The following is a 19,537-nucleotide window of genomic DNA, read 5'->3' as shown; positions in this document are numbered from 1 at the left end:
GAATGTACCAGTGCAGATCCAATTTCGTTCACTCACGGTTAAGGTCTTATGCCTTAATGGAGCGCGATTAAAGCATGCCAATGGCTCAACAACAGTTAATTAAACATGGAAGCATCCGTATCTGCCACCATCAGTTTATGGCTGTCTTTCAAGCGCACATGCTTGTAACCCCCATTGCCGTAATAATCTCGGCAAGAATTCAACACCCAATCACGGTAATCATGTAACTGCTCTCCATTGAATTGGTGGGTAGAAACCACCCCTTCCGCCCAAGACAGGGCCATGAATGACACTAATTCCCACTGATTACCTGCCAGTGATTTCGCTTGATGCTTAAAGTGTTTTTCTAGGCCAATCAAACTTTGGTATTCTCGATCGCTGTAGTCATCTTGATTGAACACAATAGGCGGGACAACAATTTTATAGCAACGCGCCAATTCTTTTGCCCTGCTGAGATCCGCAGCCGCAACGGTATGGCTAAATAAGACCAGCAAAATCAAAACAATTGTGGTTTTCATTCGAATTTCCACCCCTCATCAACATGCCTATATTGCAACACAGCAATCGAGCCTCACTGTTCTAAAACTAATGCAATTACCACGCCCAAATTTACCGACAAATAGGTGGAATTAGTTAAACACTTGTCTCTACGATAACTTCTGCGTTTTCTCTTCTACTCTACTGTATATCTTTCATTCTATTGCAATTTGGTATATCGATTCGGTAATTGCAAATTGCGATCTGTTTTCGCATTGATGAAATCGTGTTTTCGGTAGACATGTATCAAATTGCGGCAACAAAAAACGGGCTAAACGCCCGTTTCTTCTTTTTTCTGTGACAAACGTAGACATCAGTCAATCAGATTGTCTTAGCCGCTAAAGAGGCTTCTGTTTGCTGTTTAGCCAACTGTTTTTTCATTGTGAACTCTCGCCACACCGAATACAGGTAGGTCACAACAATCGAGAAGAACAAGTAAGAGAGCGAGAACACAAACGGGGAATTAATCACATCGGCTTTCAGCCCCCACATCACCCCTGTAATCGTCACCCCAATTTTGGCCATCAACCCCATGAGTAACATCAAGAATGCGAGTTGCGGATAACGGGTCGAACAACGAAAAGCCAACCAATAAGCCGATCCCACGGCAATAGCGGCAATACCCAGCCCCGCCATAAACGAATGAAAATGCTCACCGGAAAATACGCCTGCTGATGCCGATAAAAGTAAAATTAATGCTAATTTCATACACACCCCCTTAGGAAAAGTAGAAAATGCGTTCTTTCTTCACTCACTCATTAGATGCGACTATTTTCTCACTTTTAATCAAAAATGCACACTGCATATATTTTGACCTATCGCGGTATAGCCTACACAAAATCATCAGTTTACATTTTGTAACACGTTAACGCACTGACCTTTCAGAGTATATACCAGAAAGGTAACACCCGTGTTAATGCAGCTGTTTTATGTAAGAAATTGTACGCTTGCTCTCAAAAGCAACGTTTCTTTCTTCATGCCGCCTAAACATGCCGAACACATCAGCATTTACCGCTTACTTTGTGGGTATTTACGAAATAAAATGATGATTTTATCAAGACGCTAATATGACAAATTTCGCACACACCGTAAGACAAATACAACACGACAGACCTCCCTTCTACTTCGAGACACAACCGTCACTATCCCTAGCAGCTCCCATACCTCTCCACCCAACTCACCTTTACTTACACTCTCTTGGGGACACTTCATGTGGTTGCGTTTTTCGCGCACCTGCCGGCGTCTGAGGGGGATATTTCCTATTCGCTTTCCCTTTGCATGCGGTGTTGCTGGCAGCCGTCACCATCGGCTTCTTCTGCGGTGTTGACCACCTAAGCGGACGCAAAAAAGGAAGGTCATCGCCTTCCTTTTGTTGTTGGTTAAGAGCAGCCAAATTGATGTTCAGGAGGATTAACATTACGTTTTATCGACGGCCGTTATTCCGGCATATTTCACGCCTGAAAGCAGTGCCATCTCACGGTGCCATGTCGCCAAATCATTCGCATTGAACTGGCTTAACTCATTGTGTCCACACGCTCTCGCCATCACTTTCATTAACTCGGTTGATGCATCAAAGAAGTTTTGCAGTTGCTTCGAGGCTTTCTCTACGTTTAATCGCTGACGCAAATCCGCTCGTTGCGTGGCAATTCCTGCCGGACAATTATTGGTATTACACATGCGAGCCGCCACACACCCGATAGACTGCATGGCGCTATTGGCAATCGCGACCCCATCCGCCCCTAACGCTAGCGCTTTGACAAAGTCGATCGGTACCCGTATGCCACCGGTGATAATCAAGGTGACACGGCCACTGGCCCCCACCTTATCGAGGTATGCTCTAGCACGGGCTAACGCCGGAATAGTAGGAACGCTAATATGATCGCGAAACATCTCAGGCGCAGCACCGGTACCACCACCGCGTCCATCCAGAATGATGTAGTCGGCACTGGCATCCAACGCAAATTGGATATCCTCTTCAATATGATTGGCACTGAGTTTAAAGCCTATGGGGATCCCGCCTGTGACATTACGTACGTGATCGGCAAAACGCTTAAAATCTTCTGTTGTGTGTAAGTCTGTAAAGGTTGGCGGCGAAATCGCGGGTGTACCCGCTTCAATACCCCGTACTTGCGCAATTTTACCGATATTTTTCGCCCCCGGCAGATGGCCACCCGTGCCGGTTTTTGCGCCTTGCCCGCCCTTAAAATGAAACGCTTGTACCTGTTTGAGTTTTTCCTCGTCATAACCAAATTGCGCACTGGCTAATTCGTAAAAATAGCGACTATTAGCGGCCTGCTCTTCCGGCAGCATGCCACCTTCTCCGGAACAAATACCCGTGCCTGCCAGCTCTGCCCCTTTGGCTAAGGCCACTTTCGCTTCTTCCGACAAGGCACCGAAACTCATGTCTGACACCAACAATGGGATCGCTAATTTCAACGGTTTTTTCGCCTGCGGGCCAATCACTAACTCTGTCGCCACTGGCACATCTTCCTGCAACGGTTGTGTCGCCATTTGTGCCACCATGATTTGCAAGTCATCCCAGTGTGGTAATAAATGACGCGGCACACCCATGGAGGTCATTGGCCCATGGTGACCCATGTTTGCCAATCCCTCTCGCGCTAACTGGTGAATAAAGGCCACGGTTGGCTCGTCAGTCGTGGCTTTGGCGACGGGCATGTCATTTCCACCAGAATGTTTTTCTTCTGTTTCGGGTTCAGATTCCTGATCTGGCGCCTCTTTACCCACAAGTTCGGAGGAAAACTGTTGATGGGTCCCATCACAGAAAGGGGCATCTCTTGTGTATTTACAGCGACAAAGAAAGGCATCACCACTGTCTTTAGCGGTAAAAGCGTGCGGGGTAAAATCGGTGCCAGCATGGGAACCATCACAGTAGGGTTGGTTTTTAGAGCGGCCACAGGTACAGAAATAATATTCTTGTCCTGCCTGAAGTGTCACTTTGATCGGTTTATTGTCTGCAATAATGGGCTTGCTCATACGCTACACGTCCTATGATTTCTTGTTATGTTGATAAATCACTTTATAGCGTAGAAGAAAGCATATGATTGGTCGTACTCGTCGGTCAATACGCCGTCACATCAACAATTTGATCCCAATGATCCCATACCAGCTACAGCCTACAAATTTCAGGCGAAAAAAAGCCCACACTGGCGAACCCAGTGTGGGCTTATGTCATTTAACGCATCAAGGCGATATTAAACCGGATTAAGCAGGCAGTATTTCTACTTCGGCTTCTGTCTCAGCAACGTGTGCTTTTTCGATCTTCACCGCAGCCACCTTGAACTCAGGGATCTTGGCGTGCGGGTCTGTCGCGGTCACGGTCAGTTTGTTTGCCGCTGATTCCACAAAGTGGAATGGCACGAATACCACACCCTCTTGCATACGCTTGGTCACAAACGCTGGCGTTTCGATGCTGCCACGGCGTGTTGACACTTTCAGCATCTCACCGTTACTGATCCCCAAACGCTCGGCATCTTGCACTGAAATCATCGCACGCGGACCGGCCAGGTTATCCAACCCTTTGGTCTTACGCGTCATAGTGCCAGTGTGGAATTGTTCCAACAAACGGCCTGTGGTCAGTACCATTGGGTATTCCGGATCTGGCAGTTCAGCCGCGTAACGGAACGGTACCGCCGCCATCTCACCCTTGCCGCGCATCATGCTGTCTTTATGCATAATACGCGTACCTGCATGTGACGTGCTTGGACATGGCCACTGAATGCCTTCTGCCCCAACGCGATCCCATGTGATGCCCGCATACTGTGGCGTCAGCACATTGATCTCATCGGTAATATCACGTACCGATTCATATGCCCAATCACTGCCCATAGCGTTAGCAATGGTTTGGATAATGCGCCAGTCTTCCATTGCTTCACCCGGTGCACGCAATGCTGGCGACACACGCTGAACGCGACGCTCGGTGTTAGTAAAGTGACCAGATTTTTCAGCAAACGAGAACGATGGCAATACCACGTCCGCGAGCTGTGCGGTTTCGGTCAGGAAGATATCCTGCACCACCAAGAAATCCAATCTCGCTAATGCTTCCAGCACGTGCTTCTGATCAGGATCACTCAGCACAGGGTTTTCACCCATCACATACAGACCACGTACCTGCTGCTTACACGCCGCATCGACAATTTCTGTCAGTGTCAGGCCATCTTCTGCCGGCAGTTCCGGACAATCCCACGCTTTGGCAAATTTCTGGTGTGCCTCTGGGTTACGGATTTTCTGGTAACCCGGGAAGTCTTTCGGCAATGCACCCATGTCACACGCACCCTGTACGTTTGACTGACCACGTAGCGGGTTAATACCGCCGCCTTCAATACCGATGTTGCCACACAGCATTTGCAGGTTGGCAATCGAACGCACGTTGTCGTGACCCGTCGTATGCTGCGTAATACCCATGGAGTAGTACACTGCCGTACGCTCTGCAGTACCGATCATCTCTGCCATGTGCAGCAGATCCGCCTGCTTCACGCCGGTGATCAGTTCTACATTGGCTGGTGAGTAATCCTCACGCATCACTTCGTCTTTCAGCACATCAAAGCCAGCGACACGTTCAGCGATGTACGCCTCATCTTGCCAGCCGTTTTTGATGATTTGCTGCATGATACCGTTCAACAGCATCACATCCGTACCCGGACGGTGCGCCACATACAGTGAGGCATGATCCGCGATCTCAACGTGTTTTGGATCCGCCACCACCAAGCGCGCTTTACCCGCACGCAATGCCTGCTTAATGTGCGAGGCAATGATTGGGTGTGCCGCTGTCGTATCCGAACCAATGATGAAAATCAGATCCGAATGCTGAATGCTTGGGATGTCGTTGGTCATCGCCCCGCTGCCCAGTGACGCTTCCAAACCCGTTACGGTGGTGGAGTGGCACAGACGCGCACAGTGGTCGATGTTGTTGGTTAACAATTCACGACGGAAGAACTTCTGGAACGCAAAGTTATCTTCGTTGGTGGTTTTCGCTGATGAGAAGCCCGCCAGCGCATTACCGCCGTGAGTCGCTTTAATCTCACCCAGTTTGTCAGCCACCAAAGCAATGGCTTCAGACCATGTCGCTTTTTCCAGCTTGCCGTTACGGCCACCGCGACGAATAAGCGGGTGCGTTAGACGCTCTTCACTTTGAATAAAGTCAAAGCCAAAGCGGCCTTTCACACACAGCATGCCTTGGTTGACCGGTGAGGATTTCGCCCCTTGTACGTAGCGGATCTTGTTCGTTGCTTCATCAACAAACATGGTGACCTTACAGCCCACGCCACAATAGGTACAAATGGTGTCAACCGGCGTCAGCATTTCAATGCGACCTTGTGAACGGTCACGACCATCCACCAGCGCACCGGTTGGACATGCTTGCACACACGCACCACACTGCACACAGTTTGAATCGCCCATTGCCTGACGGTTATCAAAGCCCGGACGACACTCTGGACGGTTAGCACTGGTGCCGTCTTCATTTTTCATGAAGCTCAACACGCCGTGTACGGTTTTCTCGTTACACGTCTGCACACACTGGCCACAACTGATACAGCGGTTCGCATCAAATACGATGAATTCGGCGCTGTTATCCACGGCGAACTTCTGGCAATCTGCCATCGCTTCTGCGGTTTGCTCGGCTTGGTATTCGGTGGAATAGTCACGCAACTTACAGTCAGTATTCGCCTGACAACCACATTCCAGACAACGTGCGGCTTCACGCATCGCGTCTTCATTATCAAAGCCCGTTTCCACTTCCGCAAAGCTCAATTCACGCTCAGCCGCCGTCAGCTCAGGCATGATCACACGCATCGCTTTTTGCAGACCGGCAAATTGTGCTGGGTCAACCTGCTTCACGCTCGGTGCTTTTTGCGCATTAAACGGCTTCACCGGTACAGCTTCCATATCGCCGTGTAGGAAACGGTCAATGGCATGGGCGGCCACACGGCCATCCGCCACCGCTTCAATCGCGGTTGCAGGGCCACGGCGTAAGTCACCAATACTGAAGATGTTTTCTATACCCACGTGCATGGTGTGTTCACAAGATTCCACAGTCTGCCAACGGGTGATCGGCAATTCCAACGCGTCATCATTCAGGAATGACAGATCCGGCTTTTGCGATACCGCTGAAATCACTGTATCAAAATGCTCAAGGACATATTCGCCCGTCGGTACTGGACTACGACGACCAGACGTATCCGGCTCGCCCAACGCCATTTTTTCCAGCTTCACTTCTGTCACACGGCCGTTTTCATCCGCCATGTTTTCAACAGGGTTTGTCAGGAAGTGGAATTTCACCCCTTCGTGCTCAGCTTCGGCGATTTCGTAATCTTCCGCAGGCATTTCATCGCGGGTACGACGGTAGATCAACGTTGTGTCTGCACCATCACGCACGGCAGTACGCGCACAGTCGATGGCGGTATTACCCCCACCAATCACGGCGACTTTCTTGCCCGTGGTGTATTGCTTGTCAGTGACGTAATCTTTCAGGTAATCCACACCCAAATAGCAACCGTCGAGATCGCTGCCGGTGTAGTGCATTTCTACCGCTTGTGAGGCACCCACCGCCAAACAAACAGCGTCATACTCTGCCATGAGCTCAGACAATTGCATGTCTTTGCCTAGAGACTGGTTGGTTTTTACTTCCATCCCATTGCGGCAAATTAGCTCAATTTCTTTGTCCAGAATCGCTTTTGGCAAACGGTACTCAGGAATACCGTAACGCAGCCAGCCACCCGCTTTCGGCATCGATTCAAACACCGTGACAGCGTAACCTTCATTGCTCAGGTAATAACCACAGCTCAAACCGCCCGGGCCACTACCAATAATGGCAATATGCTTACCTTTGTCGGCTTTACGCGGTGGCACGTATTGTTCTTGGGCTTCTAAGTCGATATCGGCCGCGTGGCGTTTTAGCTGGCGGATCGCCAGTGGTTCATCCACGATGCCACGACGACATTCCGCTTCACAGAATGCCGGACATACACGACCAATAGATAGGGGCATTGGCAATGTACGCTTAATCACTTCAACCGCTTTTTGATGATCATTCTGGGCGATGTGATACAGGTAAGATTGGATATCCACGCCAGCGGGACACGCCGTTTGGCACGGTGCTTCACAGTCTGCGTAATGATCCGCCATGATGCGGTTCAACGCCTGACGACGGTGTGCGCTCAACGCGTCACTTTGTGTGATGACTGACATGCCAGCTTGTGCGTTAACTTCACAAGCACGCTGCATACCCTGCCCGTCAATCTCCACCATACAGAGATCACACGGTACTTTTTCACCGCTTTTGTTCAGGCCACACAGCGAAGGAATTTCAATCTGATGTGCTGTTGCTACATCAAGGAGTGACTGTTGACCGTCGACAGTAATCGACTGCCCGTCAATGATGACATTGTTCATAGTTGTCTCTTCTGTTGCTGGCACTGGATGATATAGATCATTGTTAAAATTGACCTTTTTATTATTTATTGACGTATCGAGAGCAACGATACACCGCACAGTGCGCAGAATGCTAACCAGCGAAAACGTTAGGTTTACGCTGATAAAGCGGAACCATTTACATTATTTTGTGAACAGGGTAACACTTAGTGGATAAAAATCCTTGATTTGGGACAGTGCGGCGTTTATTTCAATATGGCGACACTTCGCAATGAGACTTGCTTTTTAGGTGTGTATTTTCAGATTTATATGCGCATTGAGCGTGACTTTTCAGGGTATATCCCAGTATAATTTACTGATAACCCGAACAATTACCAAGCTCGAAACATCGTATGGCGACAATATTAGATTCAGTGGATCAACGCACCAAATTGGTCGGTGAAAACCGATTAGAATTGTTGATCTTCCAAATGCACACCGCGCAAATGTTCGCAATCAATGTATTTAAAGTCAAAGAGGTAGTAAAACTGCCGAAACTGAATCGTCTGCCAGGCTCACACCCGCACATCACGGGTGTCGCCAATATTCGTGGTGTTTCGATCCCTGTTATCGATTTGCGCCGTGCGATTGGCATGCGCTGTGACACGCATGAAGGCGAGTACAATATCATCATCACAGAATACAACCGTTCTGTTCAGGCCTTTATGGTCGGCCAAGTGATGAATATTGTGAACCTGACATGGCGTGATATTCAGCCGCCACCCAAGCAAGTGGGGAAACACAATTACCTGACCGCCATTACCAAAATACCGCGTGATGGGTTTGATCGCTTAGTCAGCATTATTGATGTGGAAAAAGTGCTGGCAGAGATTGTCGATTACGACATTCAAATTTCCAATGGCGTGCTAGATAACACCATCGTTAATCATTTTGCGGGCAAGAAAGTGTTGATCGTAGATGATTCATCGACAGCACGTGCGCAGATCCGCGATACCCTGTCACAACTTGGTGTCGAGGTGATTGAAGCCAGCGATGGCCTAAAAGCCCTTACCCTACTGAAAAGTTGGTGTGACAGCGGCAAGTCGGTGCACGATGAAATCATGATGATGTTTACCGATGCTGAAATGCCTGAAATGGATGGCTATAAACTGACTTACGAGATCCGTAACGACCCTCGCATGAGCGATCTGTTTATCGCCCTGAACACGTCACTGAGCGGCAGCTTCAATGAAGCCATGGTGGAAAAAGTGGGCTGTGACCGCTTCATCTCTAAATTCCAGCCGGATTTACTGGTCGAAGTGGTACAAGATCGTTTGCGCGATATGCTAACGGCTGCTGCGTCATAGCCCTATGCATTGCGAAATGCGAAGCACGAGAAAACTCGCCCTATTGGCGAGTTTTTCATTAGGTCCTTACCTGCAGTCTGAATTAGGCTTTCACTAATTCTGCTTGTGCTTTACGACGACGGGTATAACCCAAGCCCATCAAGCCTAAACCGAACAGCGCCATTGATGTTGGCTCTGGTACTTTCAGTGCATCAATAGAAAAGTCAATCGATGGCGTGCCGCCCACCCCTTCAGTATTGATAACAAACTCAAGCGCACTTACATTACTAAAATCAGCAGTACCAACAAAATCACTGAACGCAAATGAACGTGAAATTGGCGTCATGGTTCCAACACCGACATCTGATAATGTTGAGAAACCAGCCCCCAGATCTGACCAAACATTGATAGCAAATGAGAAACCAATATCAGAACTTAATACATCTAGGATGAACGCATTACCGTATGAAAGAAAATCCTCTGAACCTAGACCAGCGGTGTCAACTGACGTAGCATCGCCGTCTTTACCATCATATTGCAAACTTGCGGTGGCAACATCACCGTCACCGGTCGCATAGCTTAAGCTGCCACTATCAACACCCATGAGCACGCCATCAAAGGCACTGCTACCCTGTGTTAATAGCTCAACATAAATGTCACGTTCACCCCCCAGAATGCTGGCATCCATGTATGTGTCACCATTACCAACCCCATCAACCACGGCATCAAACGCCACACCATCTGTTGTATCAGTCGGATCTAGTGGTAAAGAAATTGAACCAGGTGCACTAAAATCATCAATCACAAATGTCGCCTGCGCCTGTGATGCAAATACCATTGAAGCTGCTACCGCTGTGTACAGTCCGTATTTAGTCATTTTCATGGTGTATCTCCCTGCCATTAGGTTGTGTTTGCAAAGTTGTTTGAACATCATCGTGTTACATATATAACAAAGCAGCATCTGTGCCACTTTTTGCACAACATACAAATCAATGACTTAGAGATTTATTTTTTTCACACACGGACAGAGTGTAAAAAAAACCGACAGTTTTCACGGCGTGATACCGTCCATTCGCTCGCGCCTAACAATAAATGAGACTGAAATGCAGCACTGACAGTTTCAATAGCATTTCAAACCACAATGATTCATCCATGACGGTGACTCCCTACCCTTAACCTTTATTTAGCTCGGACCTCTGGAATGTGTTGCTCAAAATAGTTGGCATCCAACACCCCGTCTGAAGACCACGTTGATTGATCTTCCCACACATGCAAGGTCTGCCCATCCGGCGTATCAATACGTAATGCCGTGACATCATCGCTCTTTACACCAATTTGCAGGGTTAAGATAAGTGTGAGGAAGAAGGAGAGCATCCAGCATGATGCTCCCGTCATATTGTCTGTTTCTGTATTCAATGCGATACCTGCTCTCAGCTTAATTCAGGCTATTGGCGGTGCTGACTGCGCCATTACCACTGCGCAACGTCACACGACGGTCAAAAAAGTCCCCTTCAAAGTTTTGCTCGGCTTTCAAGGGTTCTTGATCCCCATAGGCGGAGGCAAAAATCTGATTGCCATCAACACCGTGGCGTTCTAAATAAGTACGCACGGCTTCGACACGCTGTTCTGACAGGATAAGGTTCTTCTCACCATTACCCCGGCGGTCTGCATAGCCTGACAGCTCCCACTTAATGTCTGGCGCTTGCTTCATGACTTCCGCAATTTCATCAAGCTGGGTTTTGAAATGCGGTTCAATCTCGGCTGACCCCGTGCGAAAATGCACATTCATCTCAAGGGCCAAATCGATGTCACGATCTTGAACATTCATCAAGTCATAACGTTCTTGTTCTAGGCGGGCAATGTCGATTTGCGCTTGGTTGTAACGCTGGCTAATGTCTTCAAGCGCCACATTACGTGCAGCCAGTTCGTCCATTTCTTCCGTTTGTGCCTGAATGTAACCGTCTTGACCGACAGCCGTGCCGACAATACCGCCCACAATGCCACCGATGGCTGCGCCGACGGGCCCACCAATCACCGCACCCAGTGCGGCGCCGCTGCCAAAGCCGATTAAGGTTTCTTGCTCACCCACTTGGTATTGGTCGTTCTGATCGACAGATTGTGACGCCATCGCAGACGGTGCCGCTAGGCTGGTAACGAATAGCGTGGCGATTAGGGTAGAAATTAGCTGCTTTTTCATGATGTCATCCTTATTGATTGTCTGGTGCCAGTTGACGTTGTTGTTTGATTTTTTAGTGTTGCTTCAGTGCGTCTGCACCGTTTCGATGAGGTTATTAAAGCAAGCAGATGTGGCATCAGAAGGGACAAAAAAAGGCAATGTCGTGATCAATTGTGGCAAAAAAATGGCAATCGCCTTATTTCGCTGAATCGCCCTTTTCAGGCAGACAATTTATTGTATAGTCACTGCATTACGAGACAGCGAGCGGCAGTATTCAGGCCCGCCAAGGTAGAAAAGATGAAGAAAATTGTCATTGTGGAAGATGAACAAGCGATCCGCGAAAACTATATCGATGTACTCAGAAAGCACGGTTACGATGTACAAGGTTATGACAACCGTCCCGATGCCCAACAGGCGTTTACGGAGCAGTTGCCCGATTTGGCCATTATTGATATTGGCTTACAAAATGAAATCGACGGCGGCTTTGCCCTGTGCCAATCCCTGCGCGCGCTCTCACCCACGGTGCCGATTATCTTTCTAACGGCCCGTGACAGTGACTTTGATACTGTGTGCGGCCTACGCATGGGCGCGGATGATTACCTGACCAAAGACATTAGCCTGCCCCATTTAATCGCCCGTATTGCCGCCCTGTTTCGTCGCAGTGACTTAATGGCGACCCCGACAGAACAAGACACGCTGATGGAACGTGGCGCACTCACCATTGATAAAAATAAGATGCAGGTATTCTGGAATAAGCAGTTGATCGAGCTGACAGTGACGGAATTTTGGATGGTGTACGCGCTGGCCAAACGCCCAGGGCATGTCAAAAGCCGTCATGATTTAATGGATGAAGCACAAGTGGTGGTGGATGACAGCACCATTACGTCGCACATTAAACGCATCCGTAAAAAATTCATGCAATTTGACAGTGCGTTTGATCGCATTAATACCGTGTATGGCATGGGCTACCGTTGGGGTTCATGATGATGCTAGAACGCTTACAACGCCTTGAGCCTCATCTGAAAGACTGGCTGCAATCAAAACGTGAAAAACCGTCTCGCCTGCGCTCACAAATGCGGTTTGGTTTTGGCCTGCGCACCAAGGTGATTTTGATTGCCAGCTTGTTGTTAGCCCTGCCGTGGGTCGGCTACAACTATGTGCTGGAAATGGAAAAAATCCTACGTCAAGGGCAAGAGCAAACCTTGATCGGCACCACTCGCGCACTAGCAACGGCGTTGAATGAACGCCCTAACCTGTTTAATGATCAGGCCAGCTTTTTACAGTCTGTCCAGAAAGGCCGCGACCTGTATGCCTATGATTTGAATGCCCCTATCACGCTGAATGGCGAGTTAGACGACTGGGCCGATTTAGACGACAAATTGGTTGATTACGGCCGCGATTATGTGCAATTCAGTCGCCGTCCATATCGGGCATCCAGCCTGCACTTCCGCCACGTGGTCGGTAAGCATGATGGCAACCTGTATGCGGCTTTTGAGGTCAGCGACAGTAAGCCTGTCATGCGCCGTCAAGGGGCTGCGCGGGTCGACCGCAACGATCATCTGATCATTGCCATGACCTCGCCAAGCGGTGAGTTCCATCGCTACGTCATCGCGGCGTATCAAGATGGCAAGATTGATGCGTGGCAAGTTAATGGCGACATCAACGATCCAGACAACCTAAACCCCGTTGATACAATTCAAGGCTACTGGCGCACCACGGACACGGGGTACAACATTGAACTGCGTATGCCGCTCACTTTGCTGGGCAGCAAGCTAGGGTTTGCTTTATACGATGTGAACAGCACCCGCAGTCGCGATATCGACACCATTCTGGGCACCTCGAATACCAACCACCAGCACAAGCTGGGTACGGTGTTAGTGCCGTCGCCAGAAATTGAACAGATCCTAAAAGGAATGGGACACACCAGCTCTCGCATCTGGGTGGTCGATCGTCACCAACGGGTATTGGCACAAACCGGTGATATTCAGCAATCTAACGGTATGTGGTCATCCTCTATTGATCAAAATGAAGAGAAAACCTGGTGGTCACGGTTAACAGAAACCTATCTGCATCCACTGTACTACCGCTATTTGCTCACTGAACCGGCACCGTTTACGGACTCGCTGAAAGATGCTGCCGCGGTGCAGAGCGTGCCGCTGTTTCAGGCATTGCAAGGGCGGGGCTATTCCCAATGGCGCCAATCGGAAGATGGCAACACCATGCTCTTGTCAGCGGCCTACCCTATCTGGCTGGATAACAATGTCATGGGTGCCGTGATTGCCGAAGAGTCTACTATTGGCATTCAAACCCTCACCAATCGCGCATTGGAAGAATTGCTTAACGCGCTGGTGGCCATTATTTCCATCGGTACCCTGACGCTGTTTTTGTTCGCATCGAAAATTTCCAACCGGATCCGTCGGCTGCGTGATGAAGCTGAACATGCCATCGACAGCCAGGGGCGGATTCAGCAACCGATTACGGCCATGAAAGAAAGCGACGAAATTGGTGACCTTAGCCGCAGCTTGGCCGCGATGGTGTCGCGTTTAGGTCAATACAACCATTATCTGGAAAACCTGTCGTCCCGCTTATCCCATGAACTGCGTACTCCCGTTGCCGTGGTGCGCTCTTCCATTGAAAACTTAGCCATGCAGCAACCGGATGAAGAGTCACAACGTTATATCGACCGGGCACAAGAAGGGGTACAACGTTTAAGCACCATTTTATCCAGCATGACGGAAGCCACTCGCATTGAGCAGAGCTTGCAAGGGGCAGAAAAAGAACACTTCCCCTTTAATGAGCTTGTATCGGGTTGTTTGCAGGGGCATGAAATGGCCTACGCCAGTCATACCTTTGCCGTGAAGGTCGAGAAAAATGTATGGATAGAGGGGGCGCCGGATTATTTGGCGCAGCTGCTGGACAAGTTAATCGCGAACGCGGTGGATTTTAGCCCATCGGATGAGCCTATTTCAGTGACTCTGGCCTCGCACATGAGCCATACACAACAGGGCTATGCACAATTGGTCGTCAGCAATAAAGGCCCACTGCTACCTGCCAATATGGAAAATCAATTACTCAATTCCATGGTTTCGGTACGCAGCCAAGATAAACAAGGCAAACCGCATTTGGGGCTGGGGCTGTTTATTGCGCGCTTAATTACGGAATATCATCACGGTAAAATAACACTGCGGAATCGACAGGATTTACAAGGGGTCGAAGTTATCGTGCAACTGCCGTTGCAACCCTGACATAACGCTTAAAAGCACCGCAAGGTGCTTTTAAGCCAACAATGAAGCAGAAAACAACCCTATAGCTACGGCAATCGCCACCACCACCAATAGCACGTCAAACAACATATTGCGCATAATGGCTTACTCATCAAAACGGATAAGAATTAAGTCAACGTGGTTGGCCTAATTGAAACACACTCCCTGCCGACAGCAGACAGCCATAAATAAAGAACATCAACCAGTGACGGTGTCGCCGTGTACACTCGTTGATGACAATGATGATATTACGCCCTTTTTCTAAATAAGAGCTGAACAGTCATCACAGAGGAAATGAAAAATTCTCCTATTGTGGCTTAACACAAAACACCACTGTAAGCACATGTAATATTTAAACTTTACTTGGGCTCATCTCGACTATTTTAACTTTACTCATTGCCGTAAGAGGGGGTTTAACAGGATAAAGACCCCTTTGTAGGGTATCGAATCAGGAGGAGAGGAAAGAATGAAAGCCGTTACCTTTTTATTTATCGCTTCCTCTCTTCTTTTGTCCGCGCACGCTTTAAGCAATCCCGTCCCTATCAATCAATTTCACGCCTTACAGGTGTTAGCCAATTTCAAAATCAGTTCCAGTCAATTGCCCATCGGCATCGATGGTAACCACCGCAGCCTGCTGGGTGAAGACGCTAACGACAATGACATACGGGATGATTTTGAAGCCGCGCTATTGGAAAACTACCAACAACCGGAATATGTGGCCATGGGCGCATTAGCTGCTCACCATTGGCAGACGATGTTACAGGTGATGAGTGAAAGTGACTGGCGCCCCAATGAACGTGATGCGCACCTGATGCTGAACACCCATAAGGCGATTGAACGTTGCTACGCCTCATTACTCAAGCAAAATCCAGACATGTTTCAGCCCTCAGCAGTGTATTTCAATACCCCCCAGCGCTTGGCGGCACAAATCAGCGTGAAAAAGATCCTTCGCTTTTCCATCGACAGCACCCCACACGAGCACATTATCAGCGTCAACTACGATAAACCTTGTGATGTCTTCATGTATTTAGCCGATAAGCAAACACCCGTCGAAAACACCTACTGATCCACCCCACCTACTGATCCACGCCACTCTTGGCTTTATCCGCCGTTGGCGATGCCTCTAATTGCCACAAGGATTCAGTGAGTGCATCCGTTTGCGCCGTTAAGGCTTGTTCTTTCTCTTCAATCGCACGGTATTGGGATTCACACACTTTTTCCGTCACGGAATCGTCCCCGTACGTCTGCATACAGCGCTGCATATATTCATCAAAGACCATCAATAATGGTTCTGCCGATAACGACGTCGTGACGCCTAAGCTGCTTATCACAATGGCGCAGAGTAACGGTAAGGTAGGTGGTATTGGCCGCATAGTGTTGCCTCTTTCATCTGGTCGGCGAAAACAGCGTTAATCGCCCGTCAACATCCTGATCTGCCTACATCCCTCTCTCTAAAGAAAGTTGATATCAAGCCTTTATGCCACCCTGAATATGAGACAAGTCCTCATTTGGCATGCATAGAAAGGCACTGCGTAGTCATCCGCCCACTTTCTGATATCTCTGGTCATCAAAACAAAAACACCCAAGCCACTTTCGTCGCTTGGGTGTTGATATAACTTGGTTGATGAAGAAACGGTGAACTACCGTGTATTCACCAAACCATTACTCGCTTCTCGCTTCTCGCTTCTCGCTTCTCGCTTCTCAGCATCAACCACGATAATAACGCTGTGGCACAAACGGCATTTTCTCAACGACCATCGGCAACTTCTTCCCACGGACTTCCGCAAAAATCTCGGTGCCTAACGCCGCAAAGTCGGTTTGTACGTAAGCCATCGCCACCGGCACGCCTTTGGTGGGGCCAAAGGTGCCACTGGTGACAATACCGATTTCGTTATCTGCCGCATCAAACAATTTACTGCCTTCACGGACCGGCGCTTTAGATTGCCCGATTAAACCCACACGTTTGCGGGCCACGTCTTTGGTTTCAATCTGCGACAAAATCACATCCGCGCCTGGGAAACCGCCCGCGCGTTCGCCCGTGGCATGACGTGCAGGGCTAATCCCCCACAGTAAACTGGCCTCAACCGGCGTGGTGGTGATATCAATATCATGGCCATACAAACACAAGCCACACTCTAAGCGCAATGAATCACGCGCGCCTAAGCCAATCCACTCAACCTCTGCGTCAGCCAGCAAGAGTTTTGCAAAATCTTCTGCCTCTGCGGCGGGTACCGAAATCTCAAAACCGTCTTCCCCGGTGTAACCAGAGCGGCTGACCAAACATTCCACCCCGTTCATAGTCAGGGCTTGAGCATCCATAAATACCATGTCGCTCACGGCAGGGTTAACACGGGCTAACACCTCGGCGGCTTTTGGCCCCTGCAACGCCAGCAAAGCGCGATCATCAATCACTTCCAGTGTCACATCGTCCGGCAGATGCGCTTGAATATGGGCGATATCCTGCGCTTTACAGGCCGCATTCACCACCACAAACAGGTGATCACCAAAGTTGGTCACCATAAGATCATCCAAAATACCGCCCTGTTCATTAGTAAAGAACGCATAACGCTGCTTACCTGCGGGTAAATCGATAATGTCCACCGGCACCAAGGCTTCCAATGCTTTGGCCGCACCGGCGCCGTGTAAACGCAGTTGCCCCATGTGTGAGACATCAAACAAGCCAGCCGCTTCGCGACAGTGAAGATGTTCTTTACGTACACCCAGCGCATACTGAACAGGCATGTCATAACCTGCGAATGGCACCATCTTCGCGCCCATCTCAATATGTAGTGCATGTAATGGTGTGACCTGTAGTTCTTGCGTCATACGTGTATTCTCCATCCACCGCACAGGGCGGTTTGCTTCCATAAAATCGTTATACCGATGTTAATGAATCATCATCAGTGTTTCGTATAATAAACAAGGTTGACGACGACACCAACCGCCTGCCGTCACAGAAAATCATTCTCGAACAGACAGGACGAACGTCACTTGCCCGAGCGGTTATCCCTTATCTCTTTGTTTATGAAATCGCAAAAATTGCAACAAAGCCATTACGATGCCGTGACCCATAAAATCAGCGCATCCTCGTCACTGACCGACGTTAGCATGTGCCCCATATTGGCATCGTAATACACCGAATCCCCTTCATTGAGGGTCACAGGTTCATAAAATTCGGTATAAAACAGCACCGAGCCTTCCAAGATCAATAAGAACTCTTCGCCATCATGGCGGATCCAGTCTGGGTAATCGTCAAAGTGACGCGCTCGTACCCGCGACTTGAACGGCATCATCTTTTTGTTGGTCAATTGCGTCGCCAACAATTCATGTTCATAGGTAGTGGTGGGATGCGGTTTGCCGGCTTCTTTCAAGGTGATATCCCGTCTGCCGGTGGCTTTAATTTGCTTAGGTGGCGCAAAAAGCTGTGGAATATCAATTTCTAACCCACTAGCTAATTTCTGCATAGCCTGAAAAGTGGGAGAAATTTGTTCATTTTCAATTTTGGATAACGTCGAGCGCGCCAAGCCGGTTCGCTTGCTGGCCTCTTCCAGTGTTAAGCCCAACGCCACGCGGATTTCTTTCAGGCGCTTACCCAGTTGCAACGGCTCAATCTTGTCGCTGCGGTCATTTTCTAGCTCTTTGACCACCGTCATAGACGGGTATACATCCACCGCTTGTTCATCACTCATACCGCCATCCTTGATTTTCATCATCTAAGACTGTCGCCTCTGACCATCACCACAGATTCAGATCATTGCCTTCATACCATGAGTCTTAACACCATGACGTGATCGATATTTACCACGGGATGAGCAAGCTCAACCTGACATGACTCACCAGACATTGTGGTTTTCCCGCATATTTTCTGACATTGATAGTAAGAATAGTGATGACAAAAAGCAAACGTTTGCGTAACATTGCGTACATTAAAGTGTTCAATGTTCCACTATTGGAAATTTTTGTTTGATCGGTTTTCTACAGGGCGCTATGTTATTTAGTTGTTAGGCGGTTGTTTTTATCGACCTGTTCGCGATAAGGCACAGATATCAAAGGTTAAAAAGGGTTTTGTCGTTTTCATCACGCCTTTTTTCGCCAAATCAACGTATAACCAGAATAAAAATTGCGCGTTGCGCCCCGTAATAAGGCCGCTTTTTCAGGCTCTCTTTACCGTTACGTACGCCGTAAAGTATCGGGACAGCGAATAATTCCGCTGACAAGCAAACAGGCAGGTACGCCAACACTTTGGCCTTTATGAAAGACATGCACATTGGGTTGAGCCCGCGTTCAACCGGACATCATCAACATCATTTGCAGATTGATTGCGCAAGGAGTTTTACATGGAAAATACACTGAAGTTCACTGAAAGCCACGAGTGGGTGCGCGACAACGGTGATGGCACCATCACAATGGGGATCTCGGATCACGCTCAGGGTTTACTTGGTGATGTTGTATTTGTTGACTTGCCGGAAGTCGGCGACCAAACCGAAGCGGGTGAATCGTTCTCGCTGGTGGAATCGGTAAAAGCCGCGTCTGATATCTATGCCCCTGTGACGGGTGAGATCATCGAGATCAATGAGGATCTGGAAGAAAGCCCTGAGCTGGTGAATGAACAGCCGTATGACGGTGGCTGGATTGCCAAGATTAAACTTACCGATGCGGACGAACTCAATAACCTCATCGACAGCGTGTCTTACCTCGACAGCATCGACGAATAACCGTGCAAAGGCTTTCAGGCACTCCTGAAAGCCTTTCTTTTATCCCCTATCAAACATAGGGATTTACCACGATTATTCCCCTCGCCCTGTAGCATGCTCACCTGCAGTGGCGGTAACCATTCAGGACTGAAC

The 19,537-nt window shown here is 48.8% G+C and carries 15 protein-coding genes; 5 read left to right on the top strand and 10 right to left on the bottom strand.

What is annotated here, in order from left to right:
- Positions 1–95 precede the first annotated feature (95 nt).
- The 4 genes from ACSF8W_RS08115 to fdhF form a co-directional block, all read right to left on the bottom strand.
- Positions 96–518 carry a hypothetical protein gene (locus ACSF8W_RS08115; protein ID WP_428478252.1) on the bottom strand — a complete coding sequence of 141 codons (423 nt, stop codon included), beginning with the start codon at positions 516–518 and terminating at the stop codon, positions 96–98.
- Positions 519–858: 340 nt separating this feature from the next.
- Complete coding sequence (locus ACSF8W_RS08110; RefSeq protein ID WP_500846561.1) at positions 859–1,245, bottom strand: NADH:ubiquinone oxidoreductase; 387 nt, start codon at positions 1,243–1,245, stop codon at positions 859–861.
- A 708-nt stretch (positions 1,246–1,953) separates the two neighbouring features.
- The gene (locus tag ACSF8W_RS08105) at positions 1,954–3,531 is read right to left on the bottom strand and encodes a glutamate synthase-related protein (protein WP_500846559.1); all 1,578 of its coding nucleotides are present in this window, start codon (positions 3,529–3,531) and stop codon (positions 1,954–1,956) included.
- Between the two features lie 228 nt (positions 3,532–3,759).
- Positions 3,760–7,947, bottom strand: a complete 4,188-nt coding sequence (gene fdhF, locus ACSF8W_RS08100) for a formate dehydrogenase subunit alpha (RefSeq protein ID WP_500846557.1) — start codon at positions 7,945–7,947, stop codon at positions 3,760–3,762.
- A 371-nt stretch (positions 7,948–8,318) separates the two neighbouring features.
- On the opposite strand from fdhF, the gene ACSF8W_RS08095 reads away from it, so the two are divergent.
- Entirely contained in the window at positions 8,319–9,272 is a 954-nt protein-coding gene (locus ACSF8W_RS08095) for a chemotaxis protein CheV (protein WP_500846555.1), read from the top strand.
- A gap of 82 nt (positions 9,273–9,354) precedes the next feature.
- On the opposite strand, the gene ACSF8W_RS08090 is transcribed toward ACSF8W_RS08095, so the two are convergent.
- From ACSF8W_RS08090 to pdsO, 3 genes are all read right to left on the bottom strand, one after another.
- Positions 9,355–10,134 carry a PEP-CTERM sorting domain-containing protein gene (locus ACSF8W_RS08090; protein ID WP_500846553.1) on the bottom strand — a complete coding sequence of 260 codons (780 nt, stop codon included), beginning with the start codon at positions 10,132–10,134 and terminating at the stop codon, positions 9,355–9,357.
- A 296-nt stretch (positions 10,135–10,430) separates the two neighbouring features.
- Positions 10,431–10,667, bottom strand: coding sequence for a hypothetical protein (locus ACSF8W_RS08085; protein WP_500846551.1), 237 nt, complete (start codon positions 10,665–10,667; stop codon positions 10,431–10,433).
- A gap of 19 nt (positions 10,668–10,686) precedes the next feature.
- The gene (gene pdsO / locus ACSF8W_RS08080) at positions 10,687–11,448 is read right to left on the bottom strand and encodes a sortase-associated OmpA-like protein PdsO (protein ID WP_500846549.1); all 762 of its coding nucleotides are present in this window, start codon (positions 11,446–11,448) and stop codon (positions 10,687–10,689) included.
- Between the two features lie 276 nt (positions 11,449–11,724).
- On the opposite strand from pdsO, the gene pdsR reads away from it, so the two are divergent.
- The 3 genes from pdsR to ACSF8W_RS08065 all read left to right on the top strand — a co-directional run bounded on the left by pdsR (position 11,725) and on the right by ACSF8W_RS08065 (position 15,756).
- On the top strand, positions 11,725–12,411 hold the full coding sequence (gene pdsR, locus ACSF8W_RS08075; RefSeq protein ID WP_500846548.1) for a proteobacterial dedicated sortase system response regulator: 687 nt from the start codon (positions 11,725–11,727) through the stop codon (positions 12,409–12,411).
- Entirely contained in the window at positions 12,408–14,672 is a 2,265-nt protein-coding gene (pdsS, locus tag ACSF8W_RS08070; RefSeq protein ID WP_500846546.1) for a proteobacterial dedicated sortase system histidine kinase, read from the top strand. The genes pdsR and pdsS overlap by 4 nt, the downstream gene beginning before the upstream one ends.
- Before the next feature lie 484 nt (positions 14,673–15,156).
- Complete coding sequence (locus ACSF8W_RS08065) at positions 15,157–15,756, top strand: hypothetical protein (RefSeq protein WP_500846545.1); 600 nt, start codon at positions 15,157–15,159, stop codon at positions 15,754–15,756.
- A 10-nt stretch (positions 15,757–15,766) separates the two neighbouring features.
- Here the strand turns inward: ACSF8W_RS08065 and ACSF8W_RS08060 are convergent, their stop codons facing one another.
- From ACSF8W_RS08060 to ACSF8W_RS08050, 3 genes are all read right to left on the bottom strand, one after another.
- Positions 15,767–16,063, bottom strand: a complete 297-nt coding sequence (locus ACSF8W_RS08060) for a hypothetical protein (protein ID WP_500846544.1) — start codon at positions 16,061–16,063, stop codon at positions 15,767–15,769.
- A gap of 334 nt (positions 16,064–16,397) precedes the next feature.
- The gene (gcvT, locus tag ACSF8W_RS08055) at positions 16,398–17,516 is read right to left on the bottom strand and encodes a glycine cleavage system aminomethyltransferase GcvT (protein WP_500846542.1); all 1,119 of its coding nucleotides are present in this window, start codon (positions 17,514–17,516) and stop codon (positions 16,398–16,400) included.
- 227 nt (positions 17,517–17,743) lie between these two features.
- A complete protein-coding gene (locus ACSF8W_RS08050; protein WP_500846540.1) occupies positions 17,744–18,379 on the bottom strand; it encodes a helix-turn-helix domain-containing protein in 636 nt (211 codons plus the stop codon).
- A 648-nt stretch (positions 18,380–19,027) separates the two neighbouring features.
- Between ACSF8W_RS08050 and gcvH the strand changes: the two genes are divergently transcribed.
- Positions 19,028–19,405 carry a glycine cleavage system protein GcvH gene (gcvH, locus tag ACSF8W_RS08045; RefSeq protein ID WP_500846539.1) on the top strand — a complete coding sequence of 126 codons (378 nt, stop codon included), beginning with the start codon at positions 19,028–19,030 and terminating at the stop codon, positions 19,403–19,405.
- The last annotated feature ends 132 nt before the right edge of the window (positions 19,406–19,537 follow it).

It is taken from the genome of Photobacterium sp. 270122K (genome assembly GCF_059941365.1).
The sequence above is the reverse complement of the archived record's forward strand: the minus strand, read 5'-3'. Positions and strand labels throughout refer to the sequence as shown.